At 44.8% G+C, this 25138-nt stretch carries 15 protein-coding genes; 9 read left to right on the top strand and 6 right to left on the bottom strand.

The features are described from left to right. Positions 1–9 precede the first annotated feature (9 nt). Positions 10–1458: a rubredoxin gene (locus GTQ38_RS00970; RefSeq protein ID WP_161433355.1), complete on the top strand. Its 1449-nt coding sequence runs from the start codon at positions 10–12 to the stop codon at positions 1456–1458. A 177-nt stretch (positions 1459–1635) separates the two neighbouring features. Here GTQ38_RS00970 and GTQ38_RS00965 read toward each other — a convergent pair whose 3' ends face one another. Genes GTQ38_RS00965 through GTQ38_RS00945 form a run of 5 tightly spaced genes read right to left on the bottom strand, consistent with a single transcriptional unit; the run spans position 1636 to position 9014 of the window. After that, positions 1636–3045, bottom strand: coding sequence for a purine-cytosine permease family protein (locus GTQ38_RS00965; RefSeq protein ID WP_161433354.1), 1410 nt, complete (start codon positions 3043–3045; stop codon positions 1636–1638). A gap of 12 nt (positions 3046–3057) precedes the next feature. Continuing rightward, complete coding sequence (locus tag GTQ38_RS00960) at positions 3058–4203, bottom strand: alpha-hydroxy acid oxidase (RefSeq protein ID WP_161433353.1); 1146 nt, start codon at positions 4201–4203, stop codon at positions 3058–3060. 1 nt (position 4204) lies between these two features. After that, positions 4205–5578 (bottom strand): FGGY-family carbohydrate kinase, encoded by a 1374-nt coding sequence (locus GTQ38_RS00955; protein WP_161433352.1) that lies wholly within the window; start codon positions 5576–5578, stop codon positions 4205–4207. Between the two features lie 12 nt (positions 5579–5590). Beyond that, positions 5591–6871, bottom strand: a complete 1281-nt coding sequence (locus GTQ38_RS00950; RefSeq protein WP_161433351.1) for a sugar isomerase — start codon at positions 6869–6871, stop codon at positions 5591–5593. A 43-nt stretch (positions 6872–6914) separates the two neighbouring features. Further along, positions 6915–9014, bottom strand: a complete 2100-nt coding sequence (locus GTQ38_RS00945; protein WP_161433350.1) for a bifunctional aldolase/short-chain dehydrogenase — start codon at positions 9012–9014, stop codon at positions 6915–6917. Between the two features lie 177 nt (positions 9015–9191). Here GTQ38_RS00945 and GTQ38_RS00940 point away from each other — a divergent pair, with 177 nt between their 5' ends. The 8 genes from GTQ38_RS00940 to GTQ38_RS00905 all read left to right on the top strand — a co-directional run bounded on the left by GTQ38_RS00940 (position 9192) and on the right by GTQ38_RS00905 (position 23466). Then, the gene (locus tag GTQ38_RS00940; RefSeq protein WP_238857733.1) at positions 9192–10244 is read left to right on the top strand and encodes a GntR family transcriptional regulator; all 1053 of its coding nucleotides are present in this window, start codon (positions 9192–9194) and stop codon (positions 10242–10244) included. A 193-nt stretch (positions 10245–10437) separates the two neighbouring features. Further along, positions 10438–13635 carry a SusC/RagA family TonB-linked outer membrane protein gene (locus GTQ38_RS00935; protein WP_161433348.1) on the top strand — a complete coding sequence of 1066 codons (3198 nt, stop codon included), beginning with the start codon at positions 10438–10440 and terminating at the stop codon, positions 13633–13635. A gap of 10 nt (positions 13636–13645) precedes the next feature. Then, entirely contained in the window at positions 13646–15115 is a 1470-nt protein-coding gene (locus tag GTQ38_RS00930; protein WP_161433347.1) for a RagB/SusD family nutrient uptake outer membrane protein, read from the top strand. A 52-nt stretch (positions 15116–15167) separates the two neighbouring features. After that, positions 15168–16958 carry a PKD domain-containing protein gene (locus tag GTQ38_RS00925; protein WP_161433346.1) on the top strand — a complete coding sequence of 597 codons (1791 nt, stop codon included), beginning with the start codon at positions 15168–15170 and terminating at the stop codon, positions 16956–16958. Between the two features lie 226 nt (positions 16959–17184). After that, on the top strand, positions 17185–19491 hold the full coding sequence (locus GTQ38_RS00920; RefSeq protein ID WP_238857732.1) for an alpha-L-rhamnosidase-related protein: 2307 nt from the start codon (positions 17185–17187) through the stop codon (positions 19489–19491). After that, positions 19488–20915, top strand: a complete 1428-nt coding sequence (locus GTQ38_RS00915; RefSeq protein ID WP_161433345.1) for an L-fucose/L-arabinose isomerase family protein — start codon at positions 19488–19490, stop codon at positions 20913–20915. Before GTQ38_RS00920 ends, GTQ38_RS00915 begins: the two co-directional genes overlap by 4 nt. A gap of 37 nt (positions 20916–20952) precedes the next feature. Beyond that, entirely contained in the window at positions 20953–21990 is a 1038-nt protein-coding gene (gene rhaT / locus GTQ38_RS00910) for an L-rhamnose/proton symporter RhaT (RefSeq protein ID WP_161433344.1), read from the top strand. Between the two features lie 30 nt (positions 21991–22020). After that, positions 22021–23466, top strand: a complete 1446-nt coding sequence (locus GTQ38_RS00905) for a sulfatase (protein ID WP_161433343.1) — start codon at positions 22021–22023, stop codon at positions 23464–23466. A 19-nt stretch (positions 23467–23485) separates the two neighbouring features. Here the strand turns inward: GTQ38_RS00905 and GTQ38_RS00900 are convergent, their stop codons facing one another. Next, a complete protein-coding gene (locus GTQ38_RS00900; protein ID WP_161433342.1) occupies positions 23486–24865 on the bottom strand; it encodes a family 43 glycosylhydrolase in 1380 nt (459 codons plus the stop codon). Between the last annotated feature and the right edge of the window lie 273 nt (positions 24866–25138).

The following is a 25138-nucleotide window of genomic DNA, read 5'->3' as shown; positions in this document are numbered from 1 at the left end:
GGTGCAGGTATGAATGACGATTTACATCGCATATTGATCAAAGGCGGAGTTACTTCCCCGGGGGAATTGAAAGATAATATTACCCTGCTCCAGTCGGCTGGGCTCACTGAAGTCTATTTCGGTTCACGACAGGATTTGCTATTTCCTTTAGAAAATACGGATCCTTCCCAGATTGGAAGTTCGGAATTCGAGAACAATCTCATTGAAGACAGAAGCTATCAAAATATTGTTTCTTCATATGTATCTGCGGATATATTCGAAATGACCTATTGGCTAAAGGGTTCCACCTACCTCTATATATTGGAGCGTTTTGATTATTTGCCAATATTGAAGATCAATATTACTGATCCCAAACAGCGGTTAGTTCCTATATTTAGTGGGAATCTGAATTTTGTGGCATCGGACCAGGAAGACTATTGGTACTTGCATTTAGACCTTCCTGGCTGGGGAGAAACCGGTTTTTATCCCGTGCTTATTTATAGCTGGGATATAGTGGCGATCTCCAGGGTAATTGAGGAGGTATACACAGAGATTACCGATATTGAATCCCTATTTTCACTTATTAGCAAGACCCTGGATACCAATAATAAGACCCTTGATAAGAAACTGGAAATTCCCTACCTGACATTTCCGTATTACGAAGGGATGAACCGGATGGGCATTGACCGGTATTGGTTGGGATTGTATTGGAGAAACAACAGGTACGACCTGGAGTTCCTGAAAAACCTTTGCGGTTTTTGTTTGGATAACAGTATTGGAAAAATCTGTATTACACCCTGGAAGTCCTTTATTATAAAAGGGATCAAACAAAACAGCAGGCCTGAGTTGGAAAGCTTTTTGGGTCAGAGAGGGATCAATGTACGGCATTCTCAACTTGAAATGAATTGGCATTTGCCTGTAGACGATAAAGAAGCGCTGGAGTTGAAGAAGTTCCTGGTCCGGAGCTTTGATCAGAACGATATCAGCACCTATGGCCTCACTTTTGGTATTAGTAATGATGTTGGTAAACGATCGCATTTCGCCTCTGTGATCATTGAAAAAAACCAGGCACCGACAATTGTCCGTGATTTTGAGGTCCGGCCTACCTACAATGTTTTACATTCTGAGAATTTTGATCCGAATACGCGCAACTATTTTTCTTACGCCCTGGATGTTGACAAGATCGAGCTTCCGGGACTGCTTATGGAATTGAGTAAAAAGTACTTTAAACAACTTGGAACCGTTCGCGAAAAGAGCAAAAAGGCTCTTGAAAAAGAAGACGTAGCGGTTACGGTGTACCAATGCCAATCTTGTCTTACGATCTACGATATGTCGGTTGGAGATAGTAAAAATGATATCAAGGCGGGAACCCCATTTGACAAACTTCCGGATCACTACAACTGCCCGGTCTGTGAATCAGTGAAGTCGCAGTTCGAGAAGATCTCAATTCCTTTGATAAATCATAAAAGCGGTGCCTAGCCTGGATTAAAATGTACGATAAGTAATGAACAGGATAAAACAAAATAACCTTGCGCTGCCACGAGATTATATCTCGTCGTGATCACAAATAGACAAAAAACAGAATCAGCGGTCCACTAACTTCGGGATAGCGGGGTATGAGCTTAGCAGCATTTGAAATCGGTAGTTCAATATCATTTACCGGTTCCTCTGATAGAACTTACTAAGTACCAAAAACAGCGCCCCACAACAAATCCAGGCCGGTAAGGTTACAAAGGAAAGGAACACATCAAATTGGATGGAAATAAAATAAAAGAGGGCAAAACTAATGAGCCATGCCCATAACACGGCATTGTTGAATTTGGTTTTAGTTCTTTCCGCATAATTTTCAATAACCCCTGCTTTTCTACTTAAAAAGTGCTCAAAAACAATAATGGCCCCGAATGGCGCAAGAATGAAGCCATAAAGAGCCACAAAGCCCAATAACTTCATAGCAAAGGCCGGAAAGAGTCCCGCTATGGTGGCGACTGACCCGGCGATGATGGTGACTTTAACCGTAGAAAATTTGGGTAATATGGCCTGAAAGGCGAGTCCTGCCCTGTAAATTGTTGGATTTGCAGTTGTCCATCCTGCCAGAACCACCGCAACGATTCCGAATAGACCGATAGCATTATGTGCCAAAGGTCCTGGCGCTACCGGGGGTGCCTCACCGTTCGATAGCATCAGTTGTGCCTCAGGAGATTTCAAATATACCGCATACAAAAGGGCGGCAGCGATCCACGCCATGTAGTGGCCGATATACATTCCCGCAGCGGTGGTCCAACCTGAATTTGCATTTTTGGCAAATCTGAAAACAGAAAGGTCTGACATGCCCACATGCATGGCCGCATTGGCAAACCAGGACCAGAGTACCACATGCCAAAAGCCGTATTTGACTTGTCCGGGGAAGGGCTCTGAACCTTCGCCCCAAATATCCCAAAACTCCGAAAAACTGTTGATGCCCAATTGGTTCAGGGCGACCACGCCACAGGCCAAAAATGCAAGTACGATAAAAGGCGACATCCAGTTGGCGGCTTTTGAAACGGTATCATAACCCTTTGCCGCAATGAGCGTAATGACCGCACCAATGATCAATACAATCAAGACCCATGTCATGCCGTTCGGAAGGGTGTCGGTCAATTTGGGCATTTCCATATTGAAAGGTACCCCTACGGCCGTGGCAGACACGGTGATCATGGCCCCTGCCAGAAAACAGAAAAGAACGCCGTTGGCAAGGTTGTAACCGACGACCAGGTTTTTCCCGCAGATTTTTTCAAGTTGATAGTATAGTGTAAGCCGATGCTTTACCGCTATCTCGGCGGTCAAAAAACGCCAACTTAGCACGGCCAGTAAGTTTCCTGCTAACAGACCTAAAATCAAGTCAAAGGCACTTACCCCTGTGGTCAAAAATAGAGGGCCGATCATAAATTCGGTGCCGGCCGCATGTTCACCGGCATACATCCCCAAAAAACTTTTCCAGCTCTTCCAGTGGGATTTTGGCACGGGGCGTCTCTCAAATTCCCCTCCGGCAGCTTCTATTATATCTTCCTCAATATCGTATTGTGTCATGTTTGCGTATGATTAAATCAAATGCTGCGGCAAATCTTCCACTTTTTCGCAGCACAGTTGTTCCATAACTTGCCGTAATTGGATTTTCAGCATGTTAATGGTATGGTCACCGCCCCTTTGGCCCAAAGCTGCCACGCCATACATAAACGAACGGCCCATGAAGGTAAATTGTGCACCCGAAGCCATGGCCCTTGCCACGTCGGGCCCCGAACGTAGACCACTGTCCATCATTACTGTGATTTTGTCACCATACTTTTTGGCGATACGGCTAAGTGGGGCGATTGCAGATTCCCCTGCATCCAATTGACGGCCCCCATGGTTTGAGACGATGATACCATCAAACCCCAACCTGATGGCCTCTTCGGTATCTTCCTCGGAAGCGACTCCTTTCAAGACCAACTTCCCTTTCCATTTATCGCGGATGGGCTTGATACGGTCTTCGTTCAAGCGCCCGGAGAAGGTCTTGTCCATAAACTTGCCCAACTGTTTTAAGTTGAGCCCTTCGGGGGTGTAAGGGCGCAATGTTTCAAAGGTGGGTTGCCCGTATTTTAGGGTATTGAAAGCCCAAAGGGGCTTACCCATAATTTGCAGGATATTGCTGAGAGATATTTTCGGGGGCAGCGCAAGGCCGTTTCGAATATCGCGCGGTCGAAATCCAAATGTGGGCACATCGCAAAGCAATACCAAAACAGGACATTGTGCAGCCCTGGCCCTATTGAGCAGGTCGTTTCTCAATTCGTCCTCAACGGGATTGTACAGTTGAAACCAGAAATTACCCTCGGTCAGTTCACTGGCACGCTCTATGCTCATGGTCGTGACCGTACTGAGTATAAAGGGAATGTTATGCTCAAATGCTGCTTTGGCCAAAATTTCTGGTGAGTTGGGCCACATCAGACCCTGCAAACCCACCGGGGCGATACCGAAAGGGGCAGCATAGTCGATACCGAACAGAGGTGTTGCCATGTCGACTCCTTTATAATCCCTGATGTACCGTGGTTTGAGCTGTACCTCTCGCAATTCTGTCGTATTGCGATGTAAATTGATGTCTTCATTGCAGCCGCCATCCAAGTATTCAAAAGCGAATCTGGGGATGCGTCTTCTCGCCTTTTCACGAAGAATTTCTATGGATGGATAGTTGCTGTCAAAGGTGCTTGCCATGCTAGGTAACGATTAGGGGCACATGTTTTTTTACGGAATAGTTTCTTTTCAGGAATTTCGCGTCTAGTTCAGTGTCCGATATCGCTATGGCGGCACCCAATGCAGAGCCTAAGGAATTATCGGTCGTTCTCAATTTCATTGCGGGCAGATGATGTGACAACAGCTCTAAAAAAATGGGGTTGTCGGTAAATCCGCCGTCCACATATAACCTTGTAATTTTGGTATTCCCCTTAGAGTTCAAAATATACCGCAGCTGTGATTTCACGAGTTCAATCATCAACTGGTGGTAGGCGACTTCAAACGATTTATGCGGATAAGTGGTCTTTACCGGACAACTTTCCCCTTCTAAAAATTTCCATGAGAAAGTGGGCTCAAAATCCTTGATGATTTCTGAATAGATTTCAATATCAAAATCAATGGTTCTATGGGTTTCTGAAGGCACCTTGTACCGTTTTGAGAGTTCCATCACCTGATGGTTGTACTCTTTCCCCAAAAAAAAGCGGGAAGCTTTTATCGGCTTGCCGTTAATACGCATATAATTGATACAGCCCGTTGCCGCAGCATCATTGGGCAATGCCCCTTCCGCAAACGGATTCAAGGCAATGCTCCAGGTGCCTGTGGAAAGTAACAAAAAAGGTTTTTTAATACTACGCACATAGGGCAGTAAGGCAGCAGAGCTGTCGTGAATGCCCACGCCAATCTTGATATGTTTGCCGTTGTAGTTCATATTGATACTGGTCTCGGCAGAAACAATGGGCGGTAAAATCTTATCCATCCCTTCACGATATACCCAGTCATGGTAGTCTTTTTTTTCATAGTCCCATAATGCAGTATGGCAGCCGATGCTCGTGTATTCGCTCAACGGAATGCCCGTGAAGACATAGCTGAGGTACTGCGGCAGGTGCAATGAATATTTGATTTTTTTGAAAACCTCTGGCTTTTCGTATTTCAGCCAATACAGTTGCATACCAGAATTGAGCATGCCGGAATCAGGAGATCCCGTTGTTCTTGAAAATATCTGTTCTGGCCCATACTTGCTATAAAAATCATCGATGAGTTCCTGTTCCAGAGGTTTGGTATAGTTGTACAGTGGCGTCACTGGTTCGCCCTGCTCGTCAAGATGCACGAAACTGGCGCCATAAGATGAGAAGTTGATGGCGGTAATGTTGTATTTTTCTGATTTCAAAATAGCGCCAAAAAGTGACTTCAGCCATTTCTGAAGGGCCGGTAGATTTTCAGCGGGATATCCATCGTCATCCTCTATTTCTTTGAACTTCTTGTATTCTCGGTGTACTTCTTGAAAGTCTTTATCGAAAAGAAAAAATTTCTTGTTTGTCTTTCCGATATCGAATACTGCGGTCACTTCTTTTCCCATAATCCTTGTCTGTTACAGACCTGAAGCAATCGTATTTTTTCCCCGTGCTTTGATGAGTTGTTCACGAACATTGAGGTTTCGGTATGCCCCGATGGGATCGATGGCCCCACCTTGATTTATACGCGCTTTTTGCAGCAGCGGCCGTACGTCAGTACGATAGGCATTTTGAAGCAGTTCCTGGCAAAGTACCACATCATGTGCTGTTTGGGCCTGCTGCAACTTTTTTTGGTCAACCAAAAGAGCCTTGGCATAGGCTTCTTGAATGGCTTCAAGGGATTGTATCAGGTCTTCTAAGGGGTCTTTGATGTTATGGCTGGCATCGATCATCCACGACAGATCAGGGTTCTGCGGATTGTTTTCCATTCCGTATACGAGTGCATTAAAAATAAGGAACAAGGCATAAGGCTTGATGCTACCCACTGTGAGGTCGTCGTCACCATATTTGCTATCATTAAAATGGAATCCGCCGAGCTTGCCCTTGAGCATCAAGGTCGAAACAATTTGCTCGATATTGGTGTTGGGTAAGTGGTGTCCCAAATCGACCAGTGTATAGGCTTTGTCACCACAGGCATTGGCCAACATAAAAGAAGTGCCCCAATCTTGAATTACGGTACTGTAAAAATTTGGTTCGTAGGGTTTGTATTCGATAAAAAGCTTCCAGTCATCGGGAAGTCGCGCATATATCTGTTGCAAACAGTCTTGGGTATTCAGAAGCGCCAACTGAAAATTATGCTGCCCAGGAAAATTGGAACCGTCAGCCAGCCATACGGTTAAGCTTTTGGAACCAAGCTTTTTCCCAATTTCAATGACCTCTACATTGTGCTGAATGGCCTTTTCACGTACCGCTTTATCCGTGCTTGATAATGAACCATGACGGTAACTGTGTTTGGCCCCTCTTTGGTCCTGAAAGGTGTTGGAGTTCATGGCATCAAATACCAATCCGAGCGAGGCGGCTTTTTCCTTGATGCCGTCATAATCCTTTGGAATGTCCCATGGAATGTGTAGTGAGATGGCTCCCGCCGTTTGGGTCAGAGCTTGCAAAAGTCCGACATCATCAATCTTCTGCGCCAAGTTTCCAGGTTCGCCCTGAAATGAAAACCGCCCAAATCTGGTACCCCCGGCACCCAGTGCCCAACTTGGGATGGCCACTTGAAAACCAGCCAATTTTTCAACAATGCTGCCGACATCGTTACCCTGCTGATTCAACCGATTAGCCAAGAAGTCAAAATCCGCTTGATGGTCAGCCATCAGCTTTTGGTTCAACGATTTAATTTGGTCGGTATCAATTTTCATTCTATTCTAGACTAGAGTTTAGACCTGACAGGTCTTATTCTTATTATCGGACGAAGGCATTGGCCATCCCTCCATCGACATTGATGATGTTCCCGGTAGATTTGTCGAGGACGGCCACCAATGCGAATACCCCATTCGCGATATCTTCGGGATAGATAATTTCATTCAACAGATTGCGTTTGGCATAGTGGGCTGGCAGTTCCTCCACTGAAATGCCATAGGCTTTCGCACGCCCCTCGGCCCATTCACCCTCCCAGATTTTACTGCCCACAATGACCCCATCGGGATTGACAACATTTACCCGTATTCTGTTCGGTCCAAGCTCAGCGGCCAATAGGCGGGCCATGTGCTGCTGGGCGGCCTTGGCGGTACCATAACCGACATTGTTGGGGCCAGCGACCAGTCCATTTTTACTGGCGATACTGATGAAATCACCATCCAATCCTTGCTTTTTCATAATAGTCACAGCTTGTTTGGCTAATTCAAACTGACCTTTGACCAATACATTTTGTAAGAGCTCCCAATCCTTTTCGCTGGTCGCTTCCAAAGGTTTTGAAATGGCCAGGCCTGCAGAATGTACTACGATATCGACTCCACCAAACTCCAAACAGGCTTTTCTATAGGCCTCGGCGATGGATTTCGCATCGGTGACATCGCAAACGCCGTAACTCGCCACATCTTTACCAAAAGTTGCCTCAGCTTCTTTGAGCCTATCTTCATCGATATCGGTCAGCACAACGTTAGCACCTTCATCGGCCAGCTTATCGGCAATGGCCTTGCCAATGCCACCCCCGGCACCTGTAATCAGGGCCACTTTTCGTGATAAAGGTTTCTCTTTGGGCATACGCTGTAGTTTGGCCTCTTCCAGCAACCAGTATTCTATGTCAAAAGCCTCCTGTCTTGGCAATGATGTATATTCAGAAATGGCCTCCGCCCCCCGCATAACATTGATAGCATTTACATAGAACTCACTCGCGACCCGTGCTGTTTGTTTATTCCTGGCAAAGCTGAACATGCCAATGCCCGGATATATGATGATGACCGGGTTTGGGTCACGCATGGGCGGACTGCTGTCCCGCTTGCATTTCTCGTAGTACTCCTCGTATTCCTTGCGATAGTTGTCAAAAGCAGGTTGCAGCTTTTTTAATATTTCTTTTGGATCAGATAGATCTTCTTTCGTATCCAGATTCAGTACCAAGGGCTGGATCTTGGTCCTGAGAAAGTGATCGGGACATGAAGTCCCCATTGGCGCCAAACGTTCCAAATCATTACTGTTTATATACTCCATCACCGTTTCACTATCGGAAAAATGTCCAATCATTCGCTTGTTGGAAGAGCAAAGTCCACGGAGCAGGGGCATCAACTGTGCCGCCTTTTCCATGCGGACGTTAGGTGGCTCAGCTGTTATCTTATCTCCACCAAAAACACTTGCGTTTTCCTTAATTTTATTGGCAATATATTCCGAAGCCATTTCAATGACCTCAAGACTGTTTATATAACAATCGTACGAAGTGTCGCCCCATGTGAACAGCCCGTGACTCTCCAAAACGATGCCCCGTATGCCCGGGTTTTCTTCCAAACATTTTTCCAGTTGCAGCCCTAGGTCAAACCCCGGTCGTTGCCAAGGCACCCACCCCATGGCATCTCCCCAGATTTCCTGGGTGATACTTTTACTGTCTTTGGCCGCGGCCACTGCAATCAACGCATCAGGATGCAAGTGGTCAATGTGCTTAAAGGGTAGTAATCCGTGCAGTGGAGTGTCAATAGAAGGAGCTTTACTATCCAAATCGTATATACAATGTTCAAAAAGACCCACCATTCGGTCTTCGTCGTGCAAGCCCTGATAGACTTTTTTCAGGTTACGCAATCTTTCGGTATACAAGCCTGCGATACCTTTTTTGGTGAGGGTACCGATATCCCCTCCGGAACCCTTGATCCACATCACTTCGACCTTCTCACCGGTCAAAGGATCTGTTTCGATGGTTTTGCAACTGGTATTCCCTCCGCCATAGTTTGTGATTCTCAGGTCTGCACCCAGAATATTTGAGCGGTAGAGAAAGAGAGCCACCTCATCCCCGGAGAGTGTCGAAGCCTTTCCTTCATCCCATAAATAGGTAACATGTTTAAATGCCTTTGTTTGCATAATTCATTGGAAATTTTAAGCGACCATTGAGACGAAAGTAGGGCAACTACAGCGTATGTGTATCCTGTACTATACTGTTAGGTCAAGATAGTTAAATCTTACGAATCTATTTTTAATTGAATATTTTTGAGGTAGCAATAGACTCACAGAAGTGGTGAGTTCATAATGAGTAAGGCTATGTCACAGTACAGTATTCAACACATTACGGTGGATGTGGATTCGAGGATCCCTAAGTACAGACAGATCGTGGATTCTCTGCGAGATGCCATTGGTAAAGGTTTTTTGCAAAAGGGTGAAAAGATTCCTTCCATAAATGAAGTAAGTGAAGAATGCCTGCTTTCAAGAGATACGGTAGAAAAAGCATACAGCATACTGCGGCAGCAGAATATCATTGAGTCCGTCAAGGGAAAGGGATACTATGTGGCCCGGACTGATTTTTCTTCTAAGATCAAAGTCCTTTTTCTGATCAATAAGTTGAGCACCTACAAGATGCGGATTTTTAACTCCTTTGTGGCCACTCTGGGATCCAAAGCCGATGTCGACCTCCATATTTATCATTGCGAACCCTCAGTATTTGTGGCCATCCTTTCCGATAAGGTCACAGCCTATGATCAATACGTTATAATGCCTCACTTCAAGGATGAAAGCCTGCAACATATGGGCTGTACCGATGAGATCCTGGAGGTGATCCGCAAAATTCCCGAGGAGAAGCTGATCATTTTGGACCGGAACATCCTTAGCCTTTCGATGAAAGCAGGGAGGATCTACCAGGATTTCTCCGAAGACATCTACAATGCTCTTACGGTTGGTCTGGACAAAATTAAGAACTACCGGAAGGTCATTTTAGTTTACCCGAATAAATCTGTTTATCCATATCCAAAGGGGATTATTACCGGATTCAAAAAGTTTTGTGCAGAGCACATCTTAGACTATGAGATCCTGGATGAGATCTATGACAGTATGGAGTTGCGCACAAGAGATCTTTTTATCACCATAGAGGAATCAGACCTGGTCAACCTGGTTAAACAGGTTCGGGACCGCCACTACAAACTGGGCGAAGATATCGGGATCATCTCTTATAATGAAACTCCTTTAAAGGAATTGCTCGGTATTACGGTGATCAGCACGGACTTTGTTAAGATGGGTTCTGAGGCAGCGGCTATGCTGCTCAAGGATGAAAAAGTGATCAAAAAGAACGATTTTAACTTTATCGACAGAAAATCAATTTGAGCCTTTGTTTTCTGGGTTACTAAGCAATTCACTTCTCTGGCTGACAGCCTACCCTAACAGTACAGTACAGGATAGATTTCTTTATACATCATCTTAGTATTGAGGACAGGTTTGGTTTTTCCTAGTGTTTTTTAGGTGTTAATATCCAACCCTCCAAAAATTCTAACTGTACAAAATGACTAAACGTATGATTATGAAAGAAACACCGTCAAAAAGGGGTTATCGATCATTTCAGGCAACACCTCTTTTTCTTCTGTTAGCTTTCGGCTTTTTTTCAGCTTTTGGCCAACAAAGAACCATAAGTGGCCAGGTAACCGATGCTAATGGGACGCCATTGCCTGCGGTAAATGTTATAGTGAAGGGAACGACGATCGGGACATCCGCTGATTTTGATGGTAATTACAGTTTACAGGTACCAGAAGATGCGAACACCCTGGTATTTTCCTACCTCGGTTTTGCTGACAAAGAGGTGGTCATAGATGGAAGGACTACAATAGACATCACTCTCGACGAGAGTACTGCAAAATTAGACGAAGTGGTGGTCATTGGCTATGGAACCCGAAATCGCGAAGACCTCACCGGTGCCGTATCAACCATTCAGGCCAAGGGCATTGAAGAACAGCCCATCACAACTTTTGAACAGGCTCTTTCAGGCCAGGTTTCGGGAGTACAGCTACGTCAAAACGGAGCTCCGGGAGGCGGTCCCGAGATTTTGATTCGCGGTGTGGCCTCAACTGGAGATAACAATGCTCCTTTGTATGTTGTGGACGGTATTCCACTGGGCAATGTCAACAGTCAACGTGATAATTTTGTGCTCAGTTCCATAGACCCCAATAGTATTGAATCCATTAGCGTACTTAAGGATGCTTCTGCAAAAGCAATTTATGGTTCTCGGGCCTCCAATGGGGTTGTGGTGATTACCACAAAACGCGGTAAAGTAGGAAAGCCTACAATTACCTTCGGAACCTCAACAGGCTTTCAGACCGTTCCCGAATTTGAGCAGCCCGATGTATTGAACGCGGAAGAATTACGACGTTACAGAATAGAATTTTTTGAAGACAGGCTTTTCGCTACAGGTGCTTTGGGACAAAGTGAGATAGCTGATCTAGACCGTTTGATTACTTTGGGAGATTTGGGAGAAGGTACAAATTGGTTTGATGAGATTACCCGAAGCGCTCCAATTTCTGAATATAATATTGGCATCAACGGTGGTACGGAAAATGTCCGGTACAATATTTCAACGAACTACACCAACCAAGACGGTACATTGATCAACACTAATTTTAAGCGATATAGTATCAGGGCAAACATAGATGTCAATGTAACGGACAATATTCGATTTGGTTTGAACCTGGCACCCACCCAAACCATTGCAACAGGGGGCAGAACCGATGCCGGAAGAGACAATTTCAACATTTTTTCGGCAGTTCCACTATCTCGGTGGACAGACCCTTCAGCACCCGTTTTTGACGAAAATGGCGAACTGACCAACGTGGCCTTAGGAGATGTCATTCCATTTTACAATGTGAATCCAGTGTATTTGTTGACCGCCAGAGAAGACAATCGACGCACCAACCAGGTATTGGCAGGGTCTTTCATAGAGGTTGATATTTTGGAAGGGCTGACCGCAAGAACCTTTGGATCCATCCAATACACCGACAGAAGAAACACCAGCTTTGAACCCTCTGATTTTCCAGGGGATGGTGCCTTGACTCCCAATTTGCTGGGTACCAGACAAGCACGGGCGAGTATCAGTGAGTTTACCAACTTTAATTGGATCTGGGAAAACACTCTGACCTATTCTACCACCATTTCCGACGACCATAGAATCGATGTTCTTGCTGGTTTTACTATGGAAAATAGAAGATTTGACAATACCATAATAAATGCGGTGAATATTATTGATGAATCAATTCGAATTCCTGATTCTGACAACGTCGATCCCGAAAACGTAAACAATTTTACTGGACGGGGTGCGGCAGGCGAGAATAGTCTGGTCTCAATTATCGGCAGGTTGGATTATGCTTACAAAAATAAATATTACGTAACAGGCACCATTCGTAGGGATGGCTCCTCACGGTTCGGTGCGAATACTCGATATGGTAATTTCCCATCCGTCGCTGCTGCATGGCGTATCTCCAACGAACCCTTCTGGGAAAGTATTAAAAGTACTATCTCAGAGTTCAAGCTTGAGGGAGGTTACGGTATCAGTGGTAGCAATGCAAACATTGGAGACTTTCAAGCGCAGGGAAGGATCAATCCCTCTGACCCAAATGCGTCTAATCCGGATTATGTATTTGATGGAAACATTGCTGCGGGAAGCGCGGTAACCGCGTTACCAAACTCCCTATTGACATGGGAAGAAGCCAAAGAACTCAATTTGGGTCTTGATCTAGGCTTTTTGAACGATAAAATTTTCTTGGGTATAGATTATTATGATATTGAAACCGAAGGTTTTATCTCTGATTTACCACTTCCGAGAACTTCGGGTTTTGGCAATATTCTGACCAATTTAGGCAGCATAGAAAATAAAGGTTTTGAAGTTGAGCTTCGCCTGAGTAACGTGTTCAACGGTAAGGATTTTCAATGGGATGCCAACTTTAACTTTACCCGAAATCGCAGCAAAGTGCTCGACCTTGCGGCTGAAGCCGGATTTATCAGGCGGGGTGCCATAGCAAGACAGTTCACGGAAACCGCAATTGGCGAACAAGTGGGCCTATATCGTGGTTTTAACGTAACGGGTTTGTTTACCCAAGCGGAGATTGATGACCCCAATGTGCCAAAATATCCGGGTGCTGTCGAGGGATCCCTCAAATATGAAGATGGCAACGGTGATGGAGTACTCGGAGATCAAGAAGATTTTGTGATTATTGGCAATCCAAATCCTGACTTTATTTACGGTATGGTGCATAATTTTCGATATAAAGATTTAGACTTGAGCGTCATCTTCGCAGGTGCAGTCGGCCAACAGATCTTTAATGGTACCAACCAGTACAATGGCAACCAAGATGGGGTATTCAATGTAGATAGAAGGCAGCTGAACCGATGGCGGCCAGGTGATGACCCCACGACAAAGACAATTCCTGGTACGGCTAGCGACCTCAGCAGGCAACGATTTCGTTTGCCAAACTCACTATCTGTAGACGATGCCGATTATCTCTGGGTCAGAAATATTACCCTGGGTTACAATTTCAATGGGAAAGAATTGGGAAATTTTTTCAAAAATGCGAGAATTTATACCAGTATCCAAAACCCGTTTTTGTTCACGGAATATGACATGGGCAATCCCGAAATCAACCGTTCTGCTGATACCGCTTTGGTCAGGAACGTAAACTACGGGGCATATCCCATTTCGAGAATCTACACATTGGGTGTAAATGTTACATTTTAAAAATACTGTGATGAAGAACAACACGATATTATCAATGCTACTATCGACCACTATCTTCCTTTTTGTGGGCTGTGATGATTTTTTGGATCAGGCGCCTGAAACCTTTCAGACCCCTCAGAATTTCTTTGAGACCGAAGATCAAATCAATCAGGCGATAGCAGGAATATACAATACCAACCGAAGATTGATGAATGGTGAGCATTGGCGATTCGGTGAAAATCGGTCCGACAACAGTTCTTTTCAGTTTAATCCTGCTGACAGAGGTGGCATCAGCAATGAAGAGGTTGATTTATTCTTGATGCTATCGGCAAATCCCAATCTCGGTGGTTACTGGAATACAAGCTATTCAGGCATTTCCAGGGTCAACTTTGCTTTGGAGAGTATCGATGGGGTCACCTTTAACGATGAAGCTATAAAAGACATCCGCAGGGGAGAAATCCTATTCTTGCGCAGTTGGTTCTATTTTAATCTTGTGCAACTCTTTGGCGATGTACCTTATGTGACCTCGGCGGGAGACTCCCCGGAAGAAATCCTATCGGATGAATTTTTAGTTAGGACTCCCGTGGACCAGGTGTACACGAACATATTAGCGGATACACAGGAGGCCATTGACCTATTACCCAACCAAAACAATACCGAAAGCGGTAGGGCGACCCTCGGAGCCGCATTGATGCTCAAGGCAAAAATGCATATGGCTCTTCAAGAGTTTCCAGCGGCAGAAGCGTTGTTGGAACAAATACAAGGTTTGAGTTATTCCTTACAGGCTGACTATGCGAGTATTTTTGCGCCTGACAACAAGAACAACAGTGAAATGGTGTTTGAAATACAATACTCTTTTGCATTGGGCCAGGGTTCTGACTTTATTTCGAGATTCGTGCCCTTCAATAGCGGCAGTGATATCCTGGGTGAGAATGGTCCCGCAGGATCCAGGGCCGGACAAAACCAGCCGACCCAAAGCCTCATCGATTTATACGATGCCGATGATGCTCGTTTTCTCCATAATATCTCTTTTTATGATGATGGAACGACAGTAGAACCCTGGATGAGCAAATTCAATTATGGTTTTGAGGTTGTGGGGACTAACGCCCAAGATGTCAACTTTCCGATGTTTCGCTATGCCGATGCTCTGTTGATGCTGGCGGAATGTTACGAAGAGACAGGTGGTGGCGACCCCGTCCCACTATTGTTGCAGGTCAGGAGTAGGTCAATGCCAGACCCAGGTTTAAGTACCGAAGAATCATCGGATTTGGAGCAGACCATTGCTGATGAACGCCGTAGGGAATTGGCTTTTGAAAACCATCGCTGGTTTGATTTGCTGCGAACCGGCAAGGCCGTCGAGGTCATGACCGCTCATGGAATTGACCAAAAAGCACAAAAACCCACAGTCCCGGCCGAAGCATATACCAATATTAGAACATTATTGGGCATTCCCCTGGGACAAGTCGAAGAATTTGGCTTTACGCAAAATGAAGGCTGGTAATGAATATTGTTTGCCAAATTATAATTATTAATGAGTTAAAAAATATAACGATATGAAGACCAAACTTAGTTCTGCGCTAATCCTGCATTTAATCCTATCAATGGTTATTTTGATTGGGTGCAAGGAGGATGACCTAACCATAGATGCGCCATATACGTTATTTACGTTCGATGTGGCTGACCTTACTGTTACTTTTAGAAATGGATCAGTTGATAATCCTGATAGTTTCAGCTGGGATTTTGGTGATGGGCAAACGTCCACTGAAGAAAATCCAACCCATACCTACGTAGAAGGAGGTACTTACACAGTTGTTTTAACTTCCAGCAATAGTTCAGGAGAAGACCAATTTCAAAGAACAGTTACGGTTACTGAACCTGTACAACCGCTACCACCGGTAGTCTTTGAATCGTTCGATAGCTACACTGCCGATGCTTCTGTAGAAGGACAAGGTACCGCTTCGGATGGATGGGCAGGGGCATGGACAAGATTGGATGGAGATGATGTAAATGTGGTGTCCGATGGAATTTTAAACAATTCACTTGCAGTGGAATCTTCAGGAAATGCTCTCTTATTGGACGCAAGCGGTGCCAATACGCGCTACAAACGCAATTTCTCAACCCCCTATTTGGATAATGGCAATACGTACTGGTTCGCTTTTCAAGCGGACTTTAACAATACGGAGCTAGATGGTGGTGAAGTACAGCTGATGTTGGTCGATAACGACAGTGAAAATTTCGGAGCAGGCGGAGGAGATGGCCAATTTTTGGGTATTGGTAAAACCATTACCCCTGGTGCCTTGGGTATAATGACTTTCGGACCTTTTAATAATGTAGAGGCAACCGATGTGACGGCGGATGGTGCGCTATGGTTGGTAGCCAAGATAGAGACCAATGGAACCGCTGACCCCGACTTAGTCCGATTGTTTGTCAATCCTACTCCCGGTACCGAACCTGCTGATGGTACGGAGGCTGTATCCTTTGCTGCCCCTGAACTCAGTGGTGGATGGCAAGGAGTTGGCTTTAAGTACAGCGGCGGAAATGCTTCCTCAGTAAAAATTGATGACATCTACATCGGGAATACCTTTCAAGATGTGACGCCTCTAAATTATCTAGACCTTCCACCCGTAGTTTTTGAAACCTTCGATAGTTATACTGTTGACGCTACCACAGAGGGACAAGGTGCTGCCGAGGATGGATGGTCAGGCCCATGGGCCAGATTATCTGGGGGTGAAGTAAATGTAGTAGCAGGAGGAATTGAAAATAGTACACTCTCAGTAGAAACAACAGGAAATTCCCTATTGCTGGATGCAAGTGTTGGCGCAACGCGCTATAAACGAGGATTGTCGGAAACTTATTTGGATGATGGGCGTACGTACTGGTTTGCTTTTCAAGCAGAGTTTGAAGGCGCAACCGACGATACTGGTGAATTGGTGGTCATGTTGGTCGATAATGATTCAGAAGACTTTGGCGGGGGTGGACCGAATGGCCAGTTTTTGGGAATTGGTAAAACCATCTCTCCAGGCGCCCCTCTTGGCATAATGACCTTCGGACCTTTCAATAACATAGACGCTACAGACGTGACAGTAGAGGATGGTCCGCTATGGCTGGTTGCCAAGATTGAAACCAATGGAACCGCCGACCCTGATCTGGTTCGGGTGTTTGTCAATCCTACCCCAGGTAGTGAACCCGCTAACGGAACAGAGGCAGTATCCTTTGCCGCTCCTGAACTGAACGGTGGCTGGCAGGGAATCGGTTTTAAATTTAGTGGAGGTGCCACTACAGCCAAAATTGATGACATCTACTTGGGTTTTCGCTTTGCAGATGTTACGCCTGAAAACTATTAGGACATGTAGAAGCATATACCAACAAAAAGACTTTATTGGGGGATACCCTAGGATCAAGTGCAAGAATTTGGTTTTGAACAAACCCCTGTATAGTAACAATACAGATAATACATTAGACATATATTGGAAAATAAGGTTTGAGTTAGTTAATTTTAATTTCAGGCGGTATATGGTAACAGCGCTTATACCGCCTTTTTAAATGATGAGAGGGTTACTAATACCATACATGCTTACATTCATGCTTCTGTGGTTATGCGTAAATCAACAGGGCAATAGACAAAAGAAATTAGCACCTAATACCAGTACTTCATGGAATGCGAAATGGATTGCCCCTGCTGTTTTGAAAGATACGGCCAACGTTTGGAGTTGTTACCGAAAAGAATTTCAAATCAGTACGGTAGTTGATACCGTTATGGCCAAAATCTCGGCCGACTCCAAATATTGGCTGTGGATCAATGGCGAAATGGTTGTTTTTGAGGGGGGACTCAAACGCGGGTCAACTCCTAACGACTCCTATTTTGATAAGATCGATATCACAAGACACCTAAAAAAAGGCAAAAATGTCATTGCTGTCTTAGCTTGGTATTTTGGCAAGGATGGTTTTTCACATAAAAACAGTGGGCAACCTGCATTTTTGATGCAAATGGATGGAGGAAACATACACTTGGTCACTGATGGATTATGGAAAGCATGGCAACATCCCGCTTTTGGGAATACCCATAAGCCTTTTCCGAATTATAGATTGCCCGAATCCAACATCCGCTTTGATGCCCGAAAGGGAAGTCTTGATTTTATTCATCCGGAATTTTTTGTGGATACTATGGCTAATGCCATGGTATTGGGAAAACCGCCCGCCTCACCGTGGGGAAAACTAATAGAACGACCAATACCCCAATGGAAGGATTATGGTCTGAAATCTTATGAAAACGACATGGAATTCCCATTGGTTTCGGCTGGGGATACCCTAAAAATGCAGTTGCCCTACAATGCCCAGATTACACCTTATCTTGAGGTGGAATCCGAAGCAGGAAAATCGGTAGATATTCGCGCCGATAATTATCTGGGCGGGGGTGTGCCCAATGTCAGGGCAGAGTACATTACAAAATCGGGTAGTCAGTCATATGAGAGTTTTGGTTGGATGAACGGCCATGCAGTGCACTATGCCATCCCAAAGGGCGTAAAAATCTTATCACTGAAGTATCGGGAAACGGGATACAATACCGAATTTACAGGAAGTTTCCAATGTGATGATGACTTTTACAACCAGCTTTGGCAAAAGTCGTTGCGCACCCTATATCTGACCATGCGGGATACCTATATGGACTGTCCTGACCGGGAGCGCGCCCAATGGTGGGGCGATGTTGTTTTAGAAAGCGGGGAAGCCTTTTATGCCCTCTCTCCCAGCAGTCATTTGCTTGCCAAAAAGGGCATTCATGAACTGATGCATTGGCAACGGAATGACAGCACCATATACTCACCTGTGCCTTCTGGAAATTGGCATAATGAACTGCCCACCCAAATGCTCAGCAGTATCGGCACCTACGGATTTTGGAACTATTATTGGCATACGGGCGATACGGCCACCATCGCAAAGGTCTATGACAAGGTGGGTAAATACCTGGCTCTTTGGAAATTGGAAGAAGATGGCACGGTACAAATAAGAAAAGGAGGTTGGACCTGGGGTGATTGGGGCGAAAACAAAGACATGCCACTGCTTTTCAACACCCAATACTATATAGCGTTGGACAGCTATAAACGGATGGCAGGGCTTTTGGGTGACACGGCCACCGCAGACAGTTTGAATACGATGATGGCACAGTTTAAAAAAGATTTTAATTCCATTTATTGGAACGGTACGGCCTATCGTTCCAAAGCTTATGCGGGCGAGACCGATGACAGATCACAAGGCTTGGCCGTGGTATCGGGTCTGGCCGACCCCGACAAGTATACGGCCATCTTGAAGATTTTGGAAGAGGAAAGGCATGCGAGCCCCTATATGGAGAAATACGTACTAGAGGCACTATTTAGAATGGGATATCCGGAGGTTGCGCTAAAGCGAATGAAGCAACGTTTTTCAAAAATGGTAAACCATCCGACCATTACTACAATGTGGGAAGGCTGGGGCATCGGTGACGAAGGCTATGGCGGCGGTACGATCAACCATGCCTGGAGTGGCGGCGGATTGACCTTGTTGTCACAGTATGCCGCAGGTATATCACCCACTTCCGCTGGTTGGGAAACCTTTCAAATAAAGCCACAACCCGGTTTCTTAAAATATATATCCGCCGTAGTCCCTACCGTAAAGGGAGATATAAAGTTAGAGCTGAAAAATGGGGAAGATTACCAATTGAATTTTGAGGTTCCAAAGGGGACCAGGGCTTTGGTATATGTTCCAACCACTTATGAGAACATTGCCATAAACGATGAATATTCTAGCCCTAAAAAGGAAGAAAAAGGGTTTAAGATCTTTGAGCTGGCCAGTGGTAACTATGCAATCCTTGGAAAAACAAAGACCCCTGAAAAAAGGAAATGAAGAATGTGAAAATTAAAATAGGGTTGTTCGGTATCGGTTTACATACCTATTGGGACCAATTCGAAGGCTTGAAAGAAAAATTGGTCGGATACCAGAATATCATTGTGAAAAGAATGGAAGGGTTTGATGTTGATGTTATTGATGCTGGAATGGTCGACAATCCCCAAAAGGCTAATACGACAGCCACCTTGTTCAATCAAAATGATGTGGACTGCATATTTCTCTTTATTTCCACCTACGCGCTTTCCCATAACGTGTTACCCCTGGTACAAAAGACCAAGGTGCCAATCATTGTGCTTAACCTTCAGCCAGAAAAAGCCATCGATTACAAAAAATTCAATGCTATAGGCGACAGGGGTAAGATGACCGGCGAATGGCTGGCATATTGCCAAAGTTGTGTGGCGCCTGAGATTGCAAGTGTTTTCAGCAGGGCGGGTATTGACTTCTACCTGATATCTGGTTATTTGGATGAGACATATGTTTGGAAAGAAATCAAGGAATACATTGATGCTTTCAGGATTGTTAAAACCATGAACAATAATCGTGTAGGGGTCCTGGGCCATTATTACAACGGCATGTTGGATGTTTATAGCGACCTGACCCAACAAGCCATTGTTTTCGGAAACCACTTTGAGATTTTGGAGTTTGGCACATTGAAAAAAATTAGAGAACAGGTTTCAGATGATGAGATAAAGCAAAAGATCGAGGAATTCAATACACTATTTGTGGTCTCAGAAGATTGTGATTATGACGAATTGAAACGTGCAGCGCAGACCTCGGTAGCACTGGATACGTTGGTGGAAAACTTTCAACTTGGCTCACTGGCATATTATTATGAAGGTGATGGAGACCCGAACTACGAGGATATTGTCACCTCCCTGATTCCGGGGTTTACGGTTCTCACAGGAAAAAATATTCCTGTCGCCGGCGAGTTGGAGATTAAGAATGTACAAGCCATGAAAATTATGGATATACTGGGCATCGGTGGTTCCTTTTCGGAGTTCTACGCTATGGATTTTGAAGATGAAGTGATTCTTCTGGGGCACGATGGCCCGGCACATTTTACCATTGCTGAGGGCAGGGTTGGACTGGTGCCATTGCCTGTTTACCACGGAAAACCCGGAAAAGGGCTATCGATTCAGATGAAGGTAAAAAGTGGGCCCGTAACCTTTTTATCAGTCTGTCAGAATGGTAAAGGTGAAGTCTATTTGTTGTCTGCTGAAGGCGAATCCGTAGAGGGGCCTACATTACAAATAGGAAATACCAATTCACGCTACAAATTTTCCATCCCCATCAGGGAATTCATTGACAACTGGTCCAAGGCAGGTCCTTCCCATCACTGTGCCATAGGTATCGGGCATAAATCGGCCACAATTGAAAAGTTAGCAAACTTGCTCTCTATCGAACACCTTAAGATTTGCTGATGCTTAAGAAATTACTCGTCTATAAACCTCGATTAAAATGGCAAATCCTTTTGTAGGTGTTTTATTCCATGCCATAGGCGGCTTCGCGGCGGGATCCTTCTATCTGCCTATCAAAAAAATACAGCGATGGTCCTGGGAAAGCGGTTGGTTGGTCAATGGATTTTTTGCCTGGTTGATTGTTCCGTGGTCTGTCTCGCTTATTACAGTGCCGAAAACCATCACTATCCTGGTACAAACGGAATCGTCAACACTTTTTTGGACGTATTTTTTCGGGCTGCTCTGGGGCATTGGTGGTCTTACGTTTGGTATGACCATGCGATACTTGGGTATGTCTTTGGGCATGGCCCTGGCATTAGGTTTGACCGCTGTTTTTGGCACATTGATACCTCCTATTTACGAAGGGAAACTAAGCGGTTTGTTACAAACTCAGTCTGGCCAGGTGGTGCTATTGGGTATTGTAGTTTCGCTTTTGGGTATTATAATTTGCGGGAGAGCAGGAATATTGAAGGACAAGGAACTTTCCGATGAACAAAAGCAGCAAGGTGTCAAGGAGTTTAATCTAAAAAAAGGAACTATCGTTGCAACTCTTGCAGGCATTTTGAGTGCTTGCTTTGCCTTCGGAATTGCTTCTGGCACACCTATTGCTGAACTTGCCCTTCAGAATGAAGCGCCCGAGCTATGGCGGAATGGGCCTGTGTTCATCGTCATTCTTGCCGGAGGTTTTACTTCTAATTTTTTATGGTGCCTTTATCTAAACTTAAAAACCAGGAGCTATAGTGATTACCTGAACAAGGCAACGCCCTTAAAGATAAATTATCTTTTTGCTGCCTTTGCAGGTACCATTTGGTACTGCCAATTTATGTTTTATGGTATGGGCAGTACTCAAATGGGCAAGCATGATTTTGCAAGCTGGACACTCCACATGGTATTTATCATACTTTTTAGCACACTTTGGGGTATCGTAACCAAGGAATGGAAGGGCGCCGGCAAACAAACTCTGATAACTTTATCGGTTGGCCTGGCAATACTAATCAGTGCCACCATTATTATTGGGGCAGGAAACCAAATGGCTTAAAACTAATTCGATGAATTCAAAACCTTGAACATGAACAAAAGACAAAATATAGCTCCGTTGATTTTTTGCATCTTATTCTTGTTGCTTAATTGTAAAACGGAGAAAAAAGATCAGGAGGAGTTACAAATAGAAAATTCAAAACCGAATATCGTGTTGATTGTTGCCGACGATATGGGTTGGTACGATTTGGGCTGTTACGGTAACGAGTTCATTGAAACTCCCAATCTTGATAGCTTGGCGGCTCAAGGTATGCGTTTTACCGATGGATATGCCGCAGCCCCATTGTGCAGCCCATCCAGGGCAAGCCTGCTGACGGGCCTCCATCCAATAACAGTAAATGTCACCGAGCATATCCATGGCAACCATCCTCCTGGGCCTAACCAAAAATTGAAAACCCCATCGGTTGACCAGCAATTGGATCTCGAGTACACCACAACCGCTGAGGCGCTGAAAGAACAGGGCTATACGACTGCACATATCGGTAAATGGCACCTGGGTGGTGGCAAGTTTTCACCGCAATACCAGGGATTTGACCTGAACATTGCCGGGGCATGGAACGGACTGCCAAAAAGTTTCTTTTATCCTTTCTTTCCAATGGGAGAAAAACCTGAGATTCAAGAGGGTTATGGTGAGGGAGACTATTTGACCGATGTACTCACGGATAAAGCAGTTTCGTACATCGAAGAAAAAAAGGACACTGTATTCTTTTTAAACCTTAACTTTTATTCGCCACACGTACCCATAGAGGGTAAGGCAAAACTGGTCGAAAAATATCGTCGAAAAAGGGGAAATGATGAGGAGAATATAATGCCCAACATTCATTATGCGGCCATGATCGAGTCTATCGACCAAAATGTGGGCCGGGTGATGCAAACGCTGGAAGAACTGAATTTAGCAGAGAATACACTAATCATTTTTACTTCTGACAACGGAGGGCTTTCGGTAGAGGAGGTACCCGCGTTCGCCAGGCATACCCCTCCCACCGATAATGGCCGGCTTCGAGAGGGCAAGGGATACCTTTATGAAGGGGGTATACGTGAACCTTTTATCGTACGTTGGCCCGCAATGATTGGCCCTGAACAAGAAAACAGCACACCGGTGATTGGGCAAGACCTTTTCAACACCTTTATGGAACTCTCGGGCAGCCATCAACGAACTGAAGATGGAAAAAGTTTATTGCCGATTTTTAAAGGAGAAAAATTGGAAGAACGGCCTTTGGTATGGCACCTGCCACATTACAGCCCACAAAGGGAGCAACCCGTTTCGGCCTATCGAGATGGACATTGGAAATTGCTTCATTTCTACGAAGACGATAGTTATGAATTGTACAACCTTGCGATGGACCTGGGGGAGACCGAAGATCTGGCCGATACCAGACCGGAAAAACTGGAGCTGATGAAAACGGAAATGAATGCACTGCTCGAAAAGATGGGCGCCAAGTTCCCTGAACCGAATCCTAATTATACTGGAAATTGAAGTTCATAGGTATGCGGAGTTAATTTTTATCAGGTGTAAAACTCCAGGAATCGACCCACTCCAAGGGTTTGATTGTGCCATACTCATAGAATTCGAGCGGTTTGCTCCAATATTGGTAGTCGTGCCCCTTGATATTATCGGATGCAGAACCCCATAGATCCCCCATCCATAGAAATTGTTCGCCTTCTGACGTTTTCAGCTTCATCACATAGGTCTGCTGGGCCGGAATGATGGGGTTTTTGGCAATGTGCACCCCTGTGATATACGACCCCATGATAGCGCTGTTTGCAACCGCTTCAAATTTCACTTCATTAATGTAAATGGCTTCGGCACCATTTTTATTGGATGGTGTGATTTTTATCCGATTTGTCTTTACGGTATCAAATTGTAGTGTAATATGCTCCCGCAGAGCAGACTTTTCAACCTGAACAGTTGTGATTTGAACTTCTTTCCACTGGCCGAAATCCCATTGGTATACCTTGAATTCAGGTGTTGTTATTTCCGGATGTACCCTTGGATTACTGACATCGCCACAATTTTCTGGTCTGTTGCCTGTGAATACATCCAAGACTATCCCTTTAAGACTTCTTTCATTGTGAAAAGTACTTTCTGCCGATTCAAAGGCACCGTCCACTTTTTTGAGAGTTTCGTATGCTGTACCCCTGGCGATACCATCGTGGAGCAACGGAGCGAACCGGCCAGGATAGCGGTTAATATTGGTGGTCAGTGTATAGCCCGTTAATGGATTGTCGGAAATATAGACCCGTGCCCCTGAACCGTAATTGCAGAAACAACAAGTATAATCGGTTAGAAGGTAATATTTACCATTCCGCTTGAATTGCGATCCCGCTTCCATGTGTTCAGAAATGACACCTCCGTTCTCCATGGTCGAGGAAAGGTAATCTGCACTCAATTTTTCTATGGAAACCTGGTGATTGTTGATGGTGTTGTAGCTGATATAGGCAATATTGTCATCATCCACAAACAGTCCAAAATCACCAAGCCCCAGTTCAGACCTGGCCATTTTTACGTTGTCCTTGATGATAGTAAAAGGCCCTTCGGGTGTGTCACTTAGGGCGACCCCAAATTGGCCATTCCATAATTGGGGATACCAGTTGTACCAGAGCACGTATTTCTCGGTTTTGGCATTATAGATGACGTGAGGTCTGTAATATACACCCTCTGGTTGGTCGCGCAATAATGCGCCCACTTTTTTCCAGGTCTTCAAATCTTTGGAGCTGTAGCATACATAACGATTGGCCGTTGTAAAGCCGTTGGTGTTTCCATAGCTGGTACCATACCAATAAAAAGTATCGCCGAACTGAATGACCCGGCCGTCATGGGCGTCTACAATATTCCCGCTTGCGTCAAATTTGGGAACGGTATTTTTAACTGTCAATTCTTGACTCTTTACTGTCTGCATACCAGTTCCTAACAAAAAAGGTAAATAAATAATTAGAGAAAATGATTTCTTGATATCCATAAGCGTTATTCTTACACTATTTCACCAAAATAAGCTTCAGAATGGTTAATACAATCCTGTACTATGGGGTAATTCTAAAACCCGGCATTACTTTTAAACCAGGGATACTGGAAAGTGGAAGTCTGATGTTTATTATTTCCGATTCTTGCTCTTTTCGGGCAGCGCTGTAAAGATCTATTTCAATATTAC

The organism is Poritiphilus flavus, assembly GCF_009901585.1.
In the GTDB taxonomy this organism is placed as follows: domain Bacteria; phylum Bacteroidota; class Bacteroidia; order Flavobacteriales; family Flavobacteriaceae; genus Poritiphilus; species Poritiphilus flavus.
Note: the sequence above shows the minus strand (reverse complement) of the source record. Positions and strands in the feature narration are given on the sequence as shown.